Raw genomic sequence first — 16,858 nt, 5'->3', positions numbered from 1 at the left:
GCGCTCATCTCCCGAGCCGCGGGTGAGTGCGCCGACGCGGCAAATGCTTGTTTATCTGGAGTACACCGGGGCCCCGTGTTACCCGCCGGGTGGCGGCTGCCGTTTCGACACTCTCTGGAACCAGGCTCTCGCGAGTCCAACCACCCCCCCTGCATAGGAGACTTGCGTGAATCGCTCCACCATCGTCCGAGCAGCAGTGCTGACCGTGACCACGGCTCTCGCGGCGGCGGCACTGGCCATGCCCGCCGAGGCCCAGCATCGCGTGCACGCCGACACCCTGCCCGCCGTGACGCCCCGGGCGGAGACGCCGGTGCTGCACGACGACGACGAGGGCGGCAACGCCGACGCGGACGACCCGGCCATCTGGCGCAACGCCGCTGCGCCCGGCCGCAGTCTCGTCGTCGCCACGGCGAAGGAGGGCGGCCTGCGCGTCTACGACCTGGACGCGCGTCCGGTGCAGTCGATAGCCGCGCCGCCCGCCGCGGGCGAGGACGACGCTCCGGGCCGGTTCAACAACGTGGACCTGGTGCACGGTCTGCGGCTCTCTTCGGGGAAGGCCGATCTGGCCGTCACCAGCGACCGGGGCAACGACCGGCTGCGCTTCTACCGCATCGACCGCGACCGCGCCGGCGGCCCGCTGAGCGACGTCACCGACCCGGCCGCGCCGCCGGTGTTCTCGCAGGACCAGGCCGAGATCAACGAGCAGCGGACCGCCTACGGCCTGGCGACCTGGACGGACCGGACGACCGGGAAGTCCTACGCCCTGGTCAGCCGTCGCGAGCGCACCAGCATCGCCCTCCTGGAGCTGCTGCCGGCGGTGGGCGGCAAGGTCACGTACCGCAAGGTCCGCGCCCTGGACCTGCCCTCCTCCTTCCAGCTGCCCGACGGCACCTCGTGGTCCCCGTGCGCGGAGCCCGGTGAACTGCCGCAGGTCGAGGGGATGGTCGTCGACCCGGCCAACGGCATGCTCTACGCCGGCCAGGAGGACGTCGGCGTCTGGCGGATGCGCGCCGACCTCACCGGCGCCCCGAAGCTGATCGACAAGGTCCGCGAGTACGGCGTCCCCGGCACCTACGACGAGGAGACCGAGGAGTGCGCGGCGGGTGCCGACCCGGGCTTCGGCGGCACGAGGATCTCCTCGGACGTCGAGGGCCTGACGCTGCTCACCGAGCCCGACGGCGACGGTTACGTCCTCGCCTCCAGTCAGGGCGACAACACCTTCGCCGCCTATGACCGCGAGCTGGAGGACGCCAACGAGTACGAGGGCGGCTTCCGGGTCGCCGCTGCGGACGACACCCTCGACGGTTCCGAGGAGTGCGACGGCGCGGCGGTCCTGAACGCCCCGCTCGGCTCCAAGTACCCCAACGGGCTCCTCGTCGTCCAGGACGGTCACGACGCCCCCGGTGACGGCGACCGCGACTCCACCAATTTCAAGTTCGTTGACCTCGCCGAGGTCATGGACGCGCTCGACGACTGACCGCCCCAGACGGCCATGGGGCTACTGCCGCATGCCTGGGCAGCAGGCTTCTCGCGTCGCGCAGGGACCGCGGGTCTCTGCGCGACGCGAGAGGCCGGACCCGCTGACGCCCTGGTGCGCCCGCTCGGAAGTGGTGAACCCGGAGCATGGCGGGGCCGTTTCTGTGCGGAGACCGTAGTCGTGCGGCCCGGCCGCCGGGCCGCACATGGCGACCAGCCACCGTCGGCCTGCGTATCTGTGCGCTGAAGCATCGTGAGGACGGCAGGGTGCTGCAACCGTGGCCCCAGCACCCGTTCCAGCGATGGATGGACCTGGGTCAGCAGGCAGGGCGCTCAGGTGACGAGGCCGGCGTCGCGGGCGGCGAGGGCGGCCTGGACGCGGTTGGTGACTTCAAGAGCGGTGAGGATGCGGCTGACGTGGGCCTTCACCGTGCTTTCGCGCATGCCGAGGCTGGTGGCGATGTCGGCGTTGGTGGCGCCTTGGGCGAGCAGGGTGAGGACGTCGCGTTCGCGGGGGGTGAGGGCGTCGAGGCGGCCGGCGGCGGTGCCGGCGCCGGGGCGGGCGGTGGAGTGGTAGCGGTCGATGAGGCGGCGTGCGGCGGCCGGGTGGAGCATGGCGGAGCCCTCGGCGACCAGGTGGACGGCGCGCAGGATCTCGGCGGGGTCGGTGTCCTTGAGGAGGAAGCCGTCGGCGCCGGCGGCGAGCGCGTTGTAGACGTATTCGTCAAGGTCGAAGGTGGTCAGGGTGATCACCTTCGGGGGGTGGGGGAGGGCGCGGAGGCGGGCGGTGGCGGTGATGCCGTCCATGCGGGGCATGCGGACGTCGACCAGGGCGACGTCGACGCGGTGGGCGGTGGCCTGCTCGATGGCCTTCAGGCCGTCGGCGGCCTGGGCGACGACCTCGATGCCGGGGTCGTTGTCGAGGAGGTCGGTCAGGCCGAGCCGGACCAGGGCGTCGTCGTCGACGATCATGGCGCGGATGGGGGTGGACGTCATGAGCGCGGGCCGTTCTGTTCGTTGTGGGTGGGGTGGGGGATGCGGGCGGCCAGCCGCCAGGTGCCGGCGCCGCCGGCCCCGGCGTGCAGTTCGCCGCCGAGCGCGGTGACGCGTTCGCGCAGGCCGATGAGGCCGAACCCGGAGGCGACCGGAGTCGCGGACGGGGTGCCCGGTGGGTTGGTGACCTCGATGAGGGTGGCGGGCGGCCCGTAGTCGAGGCGGACGCGGACCGGTGCGCCGGCGGCGTGCTTGCGGGCGTTGGTCAGGGCTTCCTGCACCAGGCGGTAGACGGCGAGCCGGTGGGCGGCGGGGGCGTTTTCGGGCAGGCCCTCGATGTCGAGGGTGATGTCCTGCCCGGCGGCGCGTGACTCCTCGACCAGTTCCCGTACGTCTCGCAGGGCGGGCGCCGGAACGGTCTGCGGCGCGGTCGCGTCGGGGTCGCGCAGGGCGCCCAGAACGTCCCGCAGATCGGCCAGGGCTTCGGTGGAGGCGGTACGCAGCAGTCCCAGTCGCTCGACGACAGTGTCCGGCAGGGCCTCCCGGCGGGCGGCCAGGACGCCGGTGTGCAGGGCGATCAGGCTCAGGCGGTGGGCCAGCACGTCGTGCATCTCGGCCGCGATCCGAGACCGCTCGGCCGCCCGCGCGGCCTGCTCCCGCAGTTCCTGCTCGGTCCGTAGATGTCCTACCTGCGCGTTCAGCGAGGCCACCAGCCGGCGGTGGCTGGAGACCAGTAGACCGCCGCAGATCACCAGGGCCATGAAGAGCACGGAGTTCGCCAGCGCCGGCGCCTCCGGAGAGACGCTCGGCCGAGCCGGGAGGTTGACCACGGTGGCGACGGCGGCGCACCCCACCGCGACCCAGGCCCGGCGGCGGACGGCGAGGTCGTAGAGCGCCACGCAGAACAGAGGGAGCAGCAGCCAACCCCACCAGGCCGTCGCCGCCGTGATCACCAGGGGTGCGATCGGCCAGGGAAGCCTGCGGCCGAGCAGAAGCAAGGACCCGCAGACGACGAGCACCGCGCTGCGTACCCACAGCAGGCCGTCACCGGAGTCGAAGACCTGCGACTGGTTGAACAGCGCCAGGACCGTCAGCCCGACGACAGTGACGAACCGCCCGATGGCGGGCCATGCGGGGCGTTCTCTGTGCTTCACGGCGAAAGCCTATGGTCACCGGTTCGGCCCCGGCCTCCGACGACCAGCGATGACACACCCCTACTTTCGTAGGGGAACGCCGTCGCAGAACGGCCGATCCACCACCCAGGCCCTCGTTCGTAGCGTCGAAGCCATGGACGAAACGACCCCCCACTCCCGCCCCGCCCCGGCACCGCGTCCCGCCGGCCGGGGACTCTTCCTGCGTGAGGCGTTCCGTGACCGGCACGCCATCGGCGCCATCGCCCCCAGCGGGCGCCGACTCGCCCGGGCGCTGGCCGACCCGGTGCTCTCCCGGCCCGGACAGCCGCTGAACATCCTGGAGGCCGGCGCCGGAACCGGGGCCGTCACCCGCACCCTCATCCCCGCCCTGGCCCCCGGCAGCCGCCTGGACATCGTGGAGGCCAACCCCCACTTCACCCCCGCCCTGCGCGACCTGGCCCAGGCCACACCCCACACGCCCGTCCCCGCCCCCCGCATCCAGGTGCACACCGTCCACGTCGAGCGGCTCAACACCGGAGTGCACTACGACGCGATCATCTCCGGCCTGCCCTTCACCAACTTCGAACCGGAGCAGGTGACAGAAATCATGGACCGCTACCTGGAGCTGCTGCACCCCGGCGGCACCCTCACTTACTTCGCCTACCTCGGCACCCGCCACGCCCGCCTGCTCGCCGGCCGCACCGCCGCACGCCGCCACCGCGCGGTTGAAAAGGTCCTCGCCGACTACCACCACCGCTACGCCATCGGCCGCTGGACCGTACTGCGCAACCTGCCCCCCGCCCACATCTGGCAGCTCGCCCTCCCCGCGGACACCACGCCCGCCCCCACCGCCCCCGCCCCCATGCGACTGTCCCGGCCCGCGCTGTCCCCCACCGGAGAACGGGCATGAACTTCCTGACCGACACCCTCGCCCACATCCCCGCACCGGCAGCCTACGCACTGCTCGCCGCCGTGGTCTTCGCCGAGTCCGTCCTCCTGGCAGGCACCCTCGCCCCCACCCTCGCCCTCCTGCTCACCGCCGGAGCCCTCGCCCACACCGGCCACCTCGACCTCCCCCTCGTCATCACCGTCTCCACCATCGCCGCCATCGCGGGAGACCTCCTCGCCCACAGCACCGGACGACTCCTCGGAGACCGCCTACGCACCGGCCGCCTCGGCCGCCGCGTGCCCGCCCCGGCCTGGCACCGAGCCGAATCCCTCATGGCCCGACGCGGCGGCCAGGCCGTCCTCCTCTCCCGCTTCGTCCCCGTCCTGCGCACCCTCACCCCCCACCTCGCCGGAGCCACCCGACTCCCCTACCGCCACATCGCCCTCTACAGCGCCCTTGCGGCACCCGCGTGGGCAGCAGCGGAAGCCGGCGCCGGCTACGCGGCAGCCGACTCCATCGGACGCCTCCTCACCTTCGGCGGCCCCGCCCTCGCCCTCGCCGCACTCACAGCAGCAGGACTCCTCGTGATCCGCGCCCAGGCGACGCGACGCCGCAGCCACCGCTGAGTCGTTCCTGCGGATCACCTCACCGCCCAGATGAAGATTCCTGCGAGGGCGAGAGCGGCGAGGTAGTCACTCCTCGCCTTCGTCGTCCTCGACGGCGTCCGGGTCCCGCAGCGGGCGCAGGCCCTGACCGGGGCCGCTGGCCTTGATGTTGAACAGGTAGCGGCCCAGGAAGTTGATGTGCCGGTCCTTGAGCGGGGAGAGGCGGGCGACGTCCTCGTCCTTGATGTCGTGGCCCTCGGCTCGGAGCTGGGCGACGGCCGCGTCGAGGTAGCGGGTGTTCCACAGCACCACGGCGTTGAGGACCAAGCCGAGGGCGGCGAGCTGGTCCTCCTGGCCCTCGCGGTACGCCTGGCGGATCTGGCCCCGGCCGCCGTGGCAGATCGCCCGGGCAAGCCGGTGGCGGGACTCCTGCACGGTGAGCTGCCTGTTCATCAGCCGGCGGTAAGTGTCGTCGACCGGGTCGACCAGGGCGAGCAGGTGCATGGTCTTGTCGATCCGCCCGTACTCGGCGAACGCGGCGCCGAGCGGGGTCGGGTGGCCCTCGCGGCCGAACATCCGCAGCAGGTCGTAGGCCCGGACCTGGTTGGTGATGAGCGACCCGGCGACGCGGAGCATGTCCGGCCAGTGCGTGGCGATCCTCTTGAGGTTCACCTTGTTGCAGGCGACGGCCTCCAGCGGCCCGTACCCGACGGCCGGCCCCTCACCGTCGGGCAGGTCGGCGCGCCAGAACCGCTGATCGGCTAGTAGTGCTTCGTTAGGTTCTTCGCCTGGTTCTGTTGCGGGGCAGGGGTCGGCCGCAGGTGGTGCAGGTGCCGGTCCAGCACTGCAGCAGGTCCTGGAGGGCGTCGAGGACCTGGTAGAGGGTCAGGCCGGCGTGTGGGCTTTTGGGTCGAGCCGCCGAAGGGTGAGGAAGGCCTGGGCCGCGGTGACGAGAGTGACGTGGTGATGCCAGCCGCGCCAGGTGCGGCCCTCGAAGTGATCCAGGCCCAGGCCGTGCTTGAGCTCGCGGTAGTCGTGTTCGATGCGCCAGCGCATCTTCGCCCAGCGGACCAGGTCGGCGACCGGTGTGGTAGCGGGCAGGTTCGAGATCCAGTAGCCCGTCGGGGTGTCCTGGCCGTGCGGCCACTCGACCAGGAGGGTCCGGGCGGGCAGGACACCGTCCCACCGGTTGCGGCCGCCGCCCGCACTCTGGGCCGCGACCAGGGACCGCTTGCCCGCGGGCCGGATGGTCAGGACGGTGAACCGCGAGGTCATCGGGCCTTTGCTGCCCTGCCGCCAGGTAACCTCGGTGAACTGTCCCGCACCGGTTTCCGCCGCGAGGGCGCTGACGGCTCGGGGCGGGGTGCGGTAGCGGGGCAGGGTCGGTGGCCCGAGCCCGCCATAGGCGGGCCGGTGCGGCTCGGCCTGTTCGGCATGGGCGACTTCCTTGCCGGTCAGCGCGAGGACATAGGACAGCCCGCGTTCCTCCAGGCCGGACCGGAACGGGGTGCTGATGCCGTATCCCGCGTCGGCGACCACCACCGGCGCCTTCAGTTCCCAGCCGGCGAGCGTGTCGAGCATGCCGAGTGCCAGGCGCCATTTCTCCTGGTGGGCAACGGCTTCGTCCGGCACCCCGGCCCGGTGGCAGCGGTCCGGCTCGTCCGTCCATTCCCGCGGCAGATACAACTGCCAGTTCAGCGGGCACGAGCCGGTGTCGGTGGCGGCGTGGACACTGACCGCGACCTGACAGTTCGCCCGTTTCCCTAGCGCTCCGCAGTACTGCCGGGCCACCCCGACCGAAGCGGTGCCGCACTTGGGGAACGACACGTCGTCGATCACCCACACCTCCGGCCGGATCGCCCGGCTTAACCGCTCGGCGATCCGCCGCCGCACCGGCAGCGGATCCCACGGCGACTGGTTCACGAACTGCTGCAGGGCCTGCATGTTGCCGTCCGGCAGCCGCTCGGCCATCGGCTGGATCGACTTCCGCCGCCCGTCCAGCATCAGACCCCGCAGATAACACCCGCCCCACCGCCGCTGATCCCGCCGCGGCAACGAGGCGAACACATCGGCAACGAACTCCGATAACTCACCCCGGAGCCGTTCCACCTCCCCCAATCTCATGACCGGAAGATGCCCATCAACAGGAAAGATCACCCAACGTAACGAAGCACTACTAGGACTTGTCCGGGCGATCATGTGACTGGTCCGTTCTCGTATCGTTGATGTGAACATGGGGCGGGGTGATCTGAGTGATGCCGAGTGGGAACGGCTGCGGCCCTTCCTGCCGGTCAGCAATCGACGTTGCGGGCGGTGGCGGGATCATCGGCAGGTGATCGACGGGATTCTTCACCGAGTGCGGACCGGCGTGCAGTGGCGTGACCTGCCCGAACGGTTCGGACCGTGGAAGACGGTCTATGAACGACACCGGCAGTGGTCGGCCGACGGAACCTGGGAACGCCTGCTCCAGCAGGTCCAGGCCGAGGCCGATGCAGCAGGTGAGATCGACTGGGACATCTCGGTCGACTCCACCATCGTGCGAGCGCACCAGCATGCCGCCGGCGCGCGCACCGATCCGCCACCGCCTCCCTCCTCAAAAGGGGACGTGCCGGCAGAACACCAGAACGAGACGCCGTGGCAGAGTCTCGTTGCCCGCCTGGCGGAGGTGGTGCTGGAGGTGAGGGCCTGGGCCGTTCGCGCGGCGGGTTCACGACCAAACTCCACTTGAGTGCGGATGGCCGCTGCCGTCCGCTGTCCCTGGTGGTCACACCAGGCCAGCGAGCGGACTGCACCCAGTTCAAGCCGGTGCTGGAGAAAATCCGCGTCCCCCGGCTTGGGACGGGCAGGCCCCGCAAGAAGCCGGACAGTCTCGCCGCGGACAAGGCCTACAGCAACGGACCCTGCCGCGATTACCTGCGGCGCCGCGGTATCCGGCACACCATCCCAGAGAAGACCGACAGCCAGGCCGCCCGCCAGCGCAAGGGTTCACGCGGCGGACGGCCACCGGGCTTCGACGAGGAGCGGTACAAGAAGCGCAACACCGTCGAACGGGCGATCAACCGCTTGAAGCAGTACCGAGCTATAGCTACTCGCTACGACAAGCGCGGCTACGTCTTCCTTGGCACCGTAACAGCGGCAGCCGTGGTCATCTGGCTTCGGACCTGATGATCCGGGGCGCAGGTCGAGACCGCTCTCGGCCTGCCTCTGTCGCCCACACGGCGCCGGGCGTTCGTTCCTGTCCAGAACCTCGGCGTCGGTTGCCCCGAGCTCACTCGGACCGCAACTGTTGGCCTCTTCCCCGACCATGTCCGAACCTGTCGTCTAGCGCTGTTGCCTGCTCTCCAGCCAAACGCTGACTTCACGTCGGAACTCCAGGTCTTCGTCCTTCTTAGCGAGCCACTCCAACTCCCACTCCAGCTCGCGCAGGACCCCTGGAGAGTTGGCGGGATCGCGCACCGCGTACACGGCCGCACCCGTTTCGTACGTGTCGGCCAGGAGCCAGACGCTGTTGTCCAGGGCCAGCATGGCGAAGCCGGGGTGGCCAGCGCGGATGCCGAGGAACGTCGCCGCGCCGGCCCCCATGATGTCCCACCGTTCCAGCAGGCGGACCCGGTGCCAGACGTGCATCGTGCGCCGCCGACGGTCTTCTACGGCGGTCCAGGTTCCCCTGGGCAGCATGAGGAGGAACTCGCGATTCTCGTCGATCAGGCCAGAGGAGGTGGCGAGGTCGTACCAGGCCTTGTTGAGCCGCTCCACGAATCGCGGGTCCTCGTACTCGACCAGGCAGAACCCGAAAACCCGCTCTCGTTCGTACCCCAGGACATGCGGTATCGCCGAGCCCGGAACCGCATCGGGTATCACCTCGAGCCCGGCTCGCAACAGCGGTCTGAATACCTTGCGATACCTCTCCTGCCGGCCCAACCCGTTACCCCCTACCCCATGCCCTGTTCGGCTTGATCGTGCCGCACTCAGCCTATGGCCGAGATCGCCCGGACAAGTCCTAGTAGTGCTTCGTTACGTTGGGTGATCTTTCCTGTTGATGGGCATCTTCCGGTCATGAGATTGGGGGAGGTGGAACGGCTCCGGGGTGAGTTATCGGAGTTCGTTGCCGATGTGTTCGCCTCGTTGCCGCGGCGGGATCAGCGGCGGTGGGGCGGGTGTTATCTGCGGGGTCTGATGCTGGACGGGCGGCGGAAGTCGATCCAGCCGATGGCCGAGCGGCTGCCGGACGGCAACATGCAGGCCCTGCAGCAGTTCGTGAACCAGTCGCCGTGGGATCCGCTGCCGGTGCGGCGGCGGATCGCCGAGCGGTTAAGCCGGGCGATCCGGCCGGAGGTGTGGGTGATCGACGACGTGTCGTTCCCCAAGTGCGGCACCGCTTCGGTCGGGGTGGCCCGGCAGTACTGCGGAGCGCTAGGGAAACGGGCGAACTGTCAGGTCGCGGTCAGTGTCCACGCCGCCACCGACACCGGCTCGTGCCCGCTGAACTGGCAGTTGTATCTGCCGCGGGAATGGACGGACGAGCCGGACCGCTGCCACCGGGCCGGGGTGCCGGACGAAGCCGTTGCCCACCAGGAGAAATGGCGCCTGGCACTCGGCATGCTCGACACGCTCGCCGGCTGGGAACTGAAGGCGCCGGTGGTGGTCGCCGACGCGGGATACGGCATCAGCACCCCGTTCCGGTCCGGCCTGGAGGAACGCGGGCTGTCCTATGTCCTCGCGCTGACCGGCAAGGAAGTCGCCCATGCCGAACAGGCCGAGCCGCACCGGCCCGCCTATGGCGGGCTCGGGCCACCGACCCTGCCCCGCTACCGCACCCCGCCCCGAGCCGTCAGCGCCCTCGCGGCGGAAACCGGTGCGGGACAGTTCACCGAGGTTACCTGGCGGCAGGGCAGCAAAGGCCCGATGACCTCGCGGTTCACCGTCCTGACCATCCGGCCCGCGGGCAAGCGGTCCCTGGTCGCGGCCCAGAGTGCGGGCGGCGGCCGCAACCGGTGGGACGGTGTCCTGCCCGCCCGGACCCTCCTGGTCGAGTGGCCGCACGGCCAGGACACCCCGACGGGCTACTGGATCTCGAACCTGCCCGCTACCACACCGGTCGCCGACCTGGTCCGCTGGGCGAAGATGCGCTGGCGCATCGAACACGACTACCGCGAGCTCAAGCACGGCCTGGGCCTGGATCACTTCGAGGGCCGCACCTGGCGCGGCTGGCATCACCACGTCACTCTCGTCACCGCGGCCCAGGCCTTCCTCACCCTTCGGCGGCTCGACCCAAAAGCCCACACGCCGGCCTGACCCTCTACCAGGTCCTCGACGCCCTCCAGGACCTGCTGCAGTGCTGGACCGGCACCTGCACCACCTGCGGCCGACCCCTGCCCCGCAACAGAACCAGGCGAAGAACCTAACGAAGCACTACTAGTACTGCAACGGTGTTTGCTGTGACTGGTGGCCAGGTTATGGGGGTGTGTGGCCGCGTTGTTTGTAGTGGCTGATGCGGGCTTGGTGTTGTCGTCGGCGGCGCCAGGTCGACCAGTGCAGGACGTGGTCGACCGAGACCGGTCGGCGGTGGGTGAGGCGGTGGATCAGGCGTCTGAGCTCGGGAAGGCTGAGGGGGACGAGGCCGGAGGATCCGTTTCTGCTTTCCCGGCGTCGAGTTCGCGGGCCCGCAGCACGGTCAGGCAGGCATGGGCGGCCATGGCCAGAGTCATGTGTCGGTGCCAGCCGGGGTAGCGGCGGACCTGGTAGTCGTCCAGGCCGCACTCCTGCTTCGCGCTCTGGAAGCACTCCTCGACCGCCCACCGGCTGCCGGCGACATGGATCAGCTGGTCAAGTGTGGTGCCGGCGGGGCAGTAGGCGATGTAGTAGGAGATCTCCTCGGGCCGGCGGACACTGCGGCGGGCGATCACCCAGTGCCGCCGGTCCTCCCGGTGCCAGGGCCGCACCTCGACCCTGGCCCAGTCGAAGACCCGCGGTCCGTGGGCCCCGTTGCCGCAGGAACGGCGTTTCCACTTCTGTCTGGGCAGGTCGTGGAACAGGTCGTGAACCGGATGGTCCAGGGCCCAGCGGGTCACGACGGTGTCGTGACGGGTGGTGGCCATGACATGGAAGACATCCGCCCGCTCCAGCTCGGACCGCCAGCTTTTCGAGTAGCCGTAGCCGGCGTCCGCGGTCACCCACCCGAACGGAATCTTCTCCTCGATCGCCCGGCGGACCATCGCCCTCGCCATCGCGACCTTGGTCTCGAAGACAACCGTGTCGCCGATACCGGCCCGCCGGCACCGTTCACGGTCGTCGGTCCAGGACGCCGGCAGGTAAAGGCGCCGGTCGATCAGGGTGCGGCCGCGGCCGGTGGCATAGGCGAGGAAGACCCCGACCTGGCAGTTCTCCGTCCGTCCGGCCGGCCGTGCCGGAGTACTGCCGCTGAACCCCGGCCGACCGGACCCCTTTCTTCAGGAAGCCGGTGTCGTCCACGATCAGCACCGCACCTGGGTCTCCGAGGTACTCGACGACGTACTCGCGCACGTCGTCCAGCACCTCGTCCGCGTCCCATTCGATCCGGTTCAGGAGCCGGTGGAGCCGGTCCGGGCCCGCATGCCCGGCCTCCTCGGCAAGCGTCCAGCCGTTCTTCCGCTCCAGCGGAGCGATCAGTCCCCGCATATACGCAAGCGCCGACTCACGCGGCTCCGACCTGGCAAACCGGTGCACGAACCGCTCATGCAGAGACCTCAGTTCACCCGCCCACGACCGGGCATCAGCAAGTTCCCCACCCATGAACACACCAACGAACGACCTGGCCACCAGTCACGGCAAACACCGTTGCAGTACTAGGTCGCGGAAGCGCGGGGCGAAGCGGAAGCCGAGCATCTTGTACAGGCCGAAGGCCATGTCGGAGTACGAGGCGTTGTCGGTCGCGACCATCTCCGGCTTCACCCCGCCGTCCAGGTTCAGCAGCGTGTCCAGCGTGTAGAGGCTGTCGCGCGGGGTGCCGCGTACGACCATCGCGCCGATCCCCGCGACCTGGTCATTGACAGCATTTAGCCAAGTTACGCCCCTTTTGTACCCAAAATATTTAGGCGAGGGGCCGGTGTTGATGCTCTTGACGGGAACGACGAAGCGCAGGCCGTCGACGGAGGCGAGCAGGCCGCCGCCCCACATCTGAGCGAGCTCGATGCGGGACTGGGCGGTGATGAGCGCGGCGTTCGCCGCGGCGACATGTTGACTGAACTAAAAGTGGTGTTTTCGCAGGTCAGCGGCTTGTCTGCTAGCTTCCCGGCATGACGGACATGGAGGATCCCGGCAGGGATCTGAGGAGGCTCGTGCTGCCCGAAGTCGGGGGCTTGGCCGAGACCGGTGATGCGTGGGAGCCGTACCGGCTGCTCGACGCCGACGGCGCGATCGTGCAGGCGGTGGAGGTGTACTTCGCCGACCTTCAGGCATCTGGGAACCCCGCTTCGACGCTGCGGTCGTACGGAATGGACCTGCTGCGGTGGTGGCGGTTCCTGTGGGCTGTGGGCATCGTCTGGGACCGCGCGAGCCGGGAGGAGGGACGGGACTTCGCCCGGTGGATGCAGCTGGCCGACAAGCCGGTGCGGGTGCACTGGCGCCACCGGCAGGCCGGTCGGGAGGCCGAGCAGTTGCCCGCGCCGCGGCCGGCGCCGGGCACACCGAACCCGGTGACCGGCAAGCCGACACCCGGACGGAAGTACGCGGCCAGCACCCGCGCGCACAGCGAGACGGTCCTGCGCGGCTTCTACGACTTCCACCTCGACCGCGGCACAGACACCGTGCTGGTCAACCCGTTCCCCCTGGACCGCTCACGCCGGGGAAACCGTGCCCATCAGCACCACAACCCGATGGACGTCTTCACGCCGGTCCGCACCGGCCGCTACCGCCCCAAGGTCCCCAAGCGGATCCCGAAGCGGATCCCGGACGACAAGTTCAACGAGATCTTCGCCGGCCTGCGCTCCAACCGCGACCGGGCCCTGCTGGCGTCCTGGGTCTCCACCGGCGCCCGGGCGGACGAACTGCTCGACTCGGTGGAGCGTGACGCACTGCCGGGCCAACAGCTGATCTCGGTGACGCGTAAGGGCACCGGCGATGTTCAGCTGCTGCCGGCCTCCACCGACTCCTTCGTCTGGCTGCGGATCTACCAGCACGAGATCTGGGCCAAGGGGGCGCCCCACGGCCGCAACGAGCCGCTGTGGTGGACGCTGCGGCGGCCCTGGCGCCCGCTGAACTACCCGGCCGCCCGACAGATGTTCAACCGGGCCAACCAGCTGCTGGGCTCCAACTGGACCCTCCACGACCTCCGGCACACAGCTGCTTTCCGGATGGCCGAGGACCCCGAGATGCCGCTGACCCACGTGCAGTGGGTCCTCGCTCACGCCCGGTTGACCACCACGCAGATCTACACCACCCCCAGCGCCGACGAGGTGATCGCGAGCGCGCTCGCCCACCACGCCCGCCACGCCCGGCGACGCGAGGAACCCCAGCCCGCTCCGCTCGCCCCTGGCTACAACCCGGACTCGCTGAACACCCTGTTCGGAGGCCCGCCCGCATGACCCCATCCACCACCGCGCCGGCTGTTCCGCGTCCGGCACCGCCCACCAGCCTCCTCACGGGCAACGCTGCGGATGCGCTGCGCGAGAAGTTCCCGCCGCGACCCGTCCCCGACCTCTGGCCGACCACCTCCGCCGGGCCGCAGGAGGTCCTGGACCGGCTGGCCCGGCCGCCGCTGCGGCCCGCGTCCCAGAGCGCCCTCGCCGCACGGCTCCGCGGGGCCCGCCGCCTGCTGGAGTGGCTCCAGGAGTTCCCGGGCAACAACTGGCAGTCCCGCTGGAGAGCCAGCCCCGGCCCCGCGGACCACCAGACCTGGTACGACGAGGTCATCCGGTGGACCGACGCCCGCGGCCTGCGGCCCGTCCGCGAGCCCGAGCTGAAAGCCGGGATGCTCGCCCTGATCTGCGCGGACGTGATCCGCATGCACCCGGCCTGGCTCACGGTCCGCCGCTCCCGGCACTTCATGCTCTCGATGTCCGCCGGCCGCGACCCGGACGGCTTCGCCCGGCTCGAAGCCGCCGTCCCGCCCGACCAGTGGACCTCCCGCTCGGGCGGCACCGCCCGCGTGGTCATCTGCGCGGTGCTGGCCACCAAGGGCGGCACCATCCAGGACTGCACCGTCGGCGACCTCATGGAGATCCGGTCGGCCGCCAGCAAACACTGGAACCACGCCACGAGGCTGGCCTACGCCTGGCTGCGAGCAGCCGGACAGTTCCCGCCCGACGCCCCGGCCTCGCTCAGCCGCCTGGAGACCTTCACCGGACAGGTCAGCATCGGCGACCTGGTCGACCGCTACCAGCTGCGCTGCCGCCCGGTCCGCGACGTCATCGTCGACTACCTGACCGAACGCCAGCCCTCGATGGACTACAACTCCCTCCAGGGCCTGTCCCGAGTCCTCGCATCCAACTTTTGGGCCGACCTGGAGCGACACCACCCCGGCATCAGCTCCCTCGCCCTGGCGCCCGAGGTCGCCGACGCGTGGAAGACGCGCCTGGCCACCAGGACCGTCCGCCGCCGCCAGCCCAACGGAACGGCCACCGAGGCCAGCGTCCCCAGGAAGGACGCGCCAACCCTCATGATGTCGGTGAGGGCCTTCTACCTCGACCTGGCCCAGTGGGCGCTGGAGGAACCGGCCCGCTGGGGGCAGCACGCCGTCCGCTGCCCCTTCCCTCCGGTCTCCAGCAAGAAGCGCCAGAAGCGGCAAAAGTCCTGGTCACACCAGCGCACCCGCGAGAGGCTCCCGCACCTCCCGGCCCTCGTCCGCGCCGCCGACCAGCACCTCAAGGACGCTCGGGCCCGCCTCGGCGCCGTCGAGGCCGCCCCGGCCGGAGCCGAGTTCATCGTGCTCGACGAGACCTACCGCAAGGCCCGCACCTCGAACTGGGCCGCCGACCCGCACCGCACCACCACCGCCTACCTCCAGCCCGACGGCCGGCGGATCGACCTCAAAGCCGCGGAGAACCGAGCCTTCTGGGCCTGGGCCACGATCGAGGTGCTGCGGCACACCGGCATCCGGATCGAGGAGATGCTGGAGCTGAGCCACCACAGCATCCTGCAATACCGGCTGCCCACGACCGGCGAGGTCGTCCCGCTGTTGCAGATCACCCCGTCGAAGACCGACGAGGAGCGCGTCCTGCTGGTCACCCCCGAGCTTGCCGACGTCCTGAGCGCGATCGTCTGCCGGATCCGCGGCGCGGGCGGGGTCGTCCCCCTGGTGGTCAGCTACGACGCGGCCGAGAGGGTCTGGAACCCGCCCATGCCGCTGCTGTTCCAGTGGCAGGTCAACGGCGAGGACCACGTCCTGTCGGTCAACACGATCCGCAAGGCGCTCAACGAGGTGATCGAGGCCGCCCAGCTGACCGACGCCGCCGGCGAGCTCCTGGACTACCAGCCCCACGACTTCCGCAGGATGTTCATCACCGACGCGATCATGAACGGCCTGCCTCCGCACATCGCTCAGGTCATCGCCGGCCACGACGACATCAACACCACGATGCACTACAACGCCGTCTATCCCAGCGCTGCCATCGCCGCTCACCAGGCGTTCATCGCCCGGCGCCGCAGTCTGCGGCCCGGCGAGGAATACCGCGTTCCCACCAGCGAGGAGTGGGAGGCGTTCCTGGGCCACTTCGAGCGCCGCAAGCTCTCGCTAGGCACCTGCGGCCGGTCATTCGGCAGCGAGTGCGTCCACGAGCACGCCTGCGTCCGGTGCGCGATGCTCCGCGTCGACCCGCACGAGCGTCCCCGTCTCGAAGAGATCCGGGTCAACCTCATCGCGCGGATCACCGAAGCCGAGCGCGAAGGCTGGCTCGGCGAAGTTGACGGGCTCAGCGTCAGCCTCGCCGCCGCCGAGGACAAACTCCACCAGCTCGACGCCGAAGTCGCCCGCCGATCCACCGTGGTCCACCTCGGCCTGCCCTCCTTCAGCCAGATCGCCACCCGATCCACCCAGCCCTCGCAGACGGCCTGGGCTCGTGAAGGAGCGGAGAGGTGAGGTGAAGCGCGCTGCCAAGGTGCTTCACCTCACCTCCTTCTGCGGTACAGCCCGGGTGCCCCGCAGACGCATGGGACTGTTGGCCGGAGCCATCCGCTTTGGTCACCGTGTGCTTACAGGTCTACGCCCAGCTACTGATGGTGAAAGTACCGTCGCAGCCGTCATATCCGATGCCGATGATGACCTTACATTCGACCCGAATGTAGTAGCTGTGGGCGTTCGAGACCGGAACTCGCTGATTGATGACTTCGCCCATATTGAGGTAGTCGGTCACGAACTGGTCGGTGACATTCCGGCCATCGTCGCTGTAGATGTCGAATTCGAGCCGGGTATGGAACAGGTCCGCGCTGCTGTCGGTGTTCTTGCCGTAGACGCCCAGTCCGCCACCTGCGGGAACGCTGACCTTCCGGGTGGTCTTGACCGTTCCGTCAGGTGAACCGCTGAACGTGATCGTGCTGGCGTCCAGCGGCGAGGTAGCCGCAGACGAGGTCGGCGTTCCGAGAACGATCGAGGCCATGAGCACCGCCGAAGAACAGGCAACGCGAGCAAATCTGCGCATTCTTCACTCTCCACGTCGTCCGAAATGAGACTGCTTACGGATTCACTGGAAACTCCTATCATCGCTCGTCTCCACCGGGACTTCATTGGCTAAAATTCAGAGGCATTTCGGCGCGTACCGCTCGCTGGGTCGCGCTCGGCGGCAGGCAGC

At 69.8% G+C, this 16,858-nt stretch carries 12 protein-coding genes and 3 pseudogenes; 7 read left to right on the top strand and 8 right to left on the bottom strand.

What is annotated here, in order from left to right; translation table 11 throughout:
* Positions 1–166: 166 nt before the first annotated feature.
* Positions 167–1,477 carry a phytase gene (locus tag IE326_RS38420; protein WP_190044859.1) on the top strand — a complete coding sequence of 437 codons (1,311 nt, stop codon included), beginning with the start codon at positions 167–169 and terminating at the stop codon, positions 1,475–1,477.
* A 332-nt stretch (positions 1,478–1,809) separates the two neighbouring features.
* Here IE326_RS38420 and IE326_RS38415 read toward each other — a convergent pair whose 3' ends face one another.
* Both IE326_RS38415 and IE326_RS38410 read right to left on the bottom strand, forming a co-directional pair.
* Positions 1,810–2,472 carry a response regulator gene (locus tag IE326_RS38415; RefSeq protein ID WP_229915859.1) on the bottom strand — a complete coding sequence of 221 codons (663 nt, stop codon included), beginning with the start codon at positions 2,470–2,472 and terminating at the stop codon, positions 1,810–1,812.
* Positions 2,469–3,623, bottom strand: a complete 1,155-nt coding sequence (locus tag IE326_RS38410) for a sensor histidine kinase (protein WP_229915858.1) — start codon at positions 3,621–3,623, stop codon at positions 2,469–2,471. The genes IE326_RS38415 and IE326_RS38410 overlap by 4 nt, the downstream gene beginning before the upstream one ends.
* 133 nt (positions 3,624–3,756) lie before the next feature.
* On the opposite strand from IE326_RS38410, the gene IE326_RS38405 reads away from it, so the two are divergent.
* Positions 3,757–4,512: a class I SAM-dependent methyltransferase gene (locus IE326_RS38405; RefSeq protein WP_190044858.1), complete on the top strand. Its 756-nt coding sequence runs from the start codon at positions 3,757–3,759 to the stop codon at positions 4,510–4,512.
* Positions 4,509–5,117: a DedA family protein gene (locus IE326_RS38400; protein ID WP_190044857.1), complete on the top strand. Its 609-nt coding sequence runs from the start codon at positions 4,509–4,511 to the stop codon at positions 5,115–5,117. Before IE326_RS38405 ends, IE326_RS38400 begins: the two co-directional genes overlap by 4 nt.
* A gap of 66 nt (positions 5,118–5,183) precedes the next feature.
* Here the strand turns inward: IE326_RS38400 and IE326_RS38395 are convergent.
* Together IE326_RS38395 and IE326_RS38390 are read right to left on the bottom strand one after the other, a co-directional pair.
* A pseudogene (locus tag IE326_RS38395) lies at positions 5,184–5,876 on the bottom strand (Tn3 family transposase); the annotation flags it as partial.
* Between the two features lie 105 nt (positions 5,877–5,981).
* On the bottom strand, positions 5,982–7,220 hold the full coding sequence (locus tag IE326_RS38390) for an IS701 family transposase (protein ID WP_190044856.1): 1,239 nt from the start codon (positions 7,218–7,220) through the stop codon (positions 5,982–5,984).
* A gap of 109 nt (positions 7,221–7,329) precedes the next feature.
* Here IE326_RS38390 and IE326_RS38385 point away from each other — a divergent pair.
* A protein-coding gene (locus IE326_RS38385; protein ID WP_190043423.1) for an IS5 family transposase occupies positions 7,330–8,261 on the top strand; the annotation gives its coding sequence in 2 pieces (ribosomal slippage) (positions 7,330–7,666 and positions 7,666–8,261; 933 coding nt in all).
* A gap of 156 nt (positions 8,262–8,417) precedes the next feature.
* Here IE326_RS38385 and IE326_RS38380 read toward each other — a convergent pair.
* Positions 8,418–8,852: a hypothetical protein gene (locus IE326_RS38380; protein WP_229915516.1), complete on the bottom strand. Its 435-nt coding sequence runs from the start codon at positions 8,850–8,852 to the stop codon at positions 8,418–8,420.
* Between the two features lie 300 nt (positions 8,853–9,152).
* Between IE326_RS38380 and IE326_RS38375 the strand changes: the two genes are divergently transcribed.
* Positions 9,153–10,391, top strand: a complete 1,239-nt coding sequence (locus IE326_RS38375; RefSeq protein ID WP_190044856.1) for an IS701 family transposase — start codon at positions 9,153–9,155, stop codon at positions 10,389–10,391.
* A 287-nt stretch (positions 10,392–10,678) separates the two neighbouring features.
* On the opposite strand, the pseudogene IE326_RS38370 reads toward IE326_RS38375, so the two are convergent.
* Both IE326_RS38370 and IE326_RS38365 read right to left on the bottom strand, forming a co-directional pair.
* A pseudogene (locus IE326_RS38370) lies at positions 10,679–11,867 on the bottom strand (IS701 family transposase).
* Between the two features lie 42 nt (positions 11,868–11,909).
* Positions 11,910–12,305, bottom strand: a pseudogene (locus IE326_RS38365) (Tn3 family transposase); the annotation flags it as partial.
* A 65-nt stretch (positions 12,306–12,370) separates the two neighbouring features.
* Here IE326_RS38365 and IE326_RS38360 point away from each other — a divergent pair.
* Both IE326_RS38360 and IE326_RS38355 read left to right on the top strand, forming a co-directional pair.
* The gene (locus IE326_RS38360) at positions 12,371–13,657 is read left to right on the top strand and encodes a tyrosine-type recombinase/integrase (RefSeq protein ID WP_190044855.1); all 1,287 of its coding nucleotides are present in this window, start codon (positions 12,371–12,373) and stop codon (positions 13,655–13,657) included.
* On the top strand, positions 13,654–16,149 hold the full coding sequence (locus tag IE326_RS38355; protein WP_190044854.1) for a tyrosine-type recombinase/integrase: 2,496 nt from the start codon (positions 13,654–13,656) through the stop codon (positions 16,147–16,149). Before IE326_RS38360 ends, IE326_RS38355 begins: the two co-directional genes overlap by 4 nt.
* Positions 16,150–16,270: 121 nt before the next feature.
* Here IE326_RS38355 and IE326_RS38350 read toward each other — a convergent pair whose 3' ends face one another.
* On the bottom strand, positions 16,271–16,666 hold the full coding sequence (locus IE326_RS38350; protein ID WP_229915857.1) for a hypothetical protein: 396 nt from the start codon (positions 16,664–16,666) through the stop codon (positions 16,271–16,273).
* Positions 16,667–16,858: the final 192 nt, after the last annotated feature.

The organism is Streptomyces filamentosus, assembly GCF_014654895.1.
Taxonomy (GTDB): Bacteria; Actinomycetota; Actinomycetes; order Streptomycetales; family Streptomycetaceae; genus Streptomyces; species Streptomyces filamentosus.
This window is presented reverse-complemented; position numbering and strand designations above follow the sequence as displayed.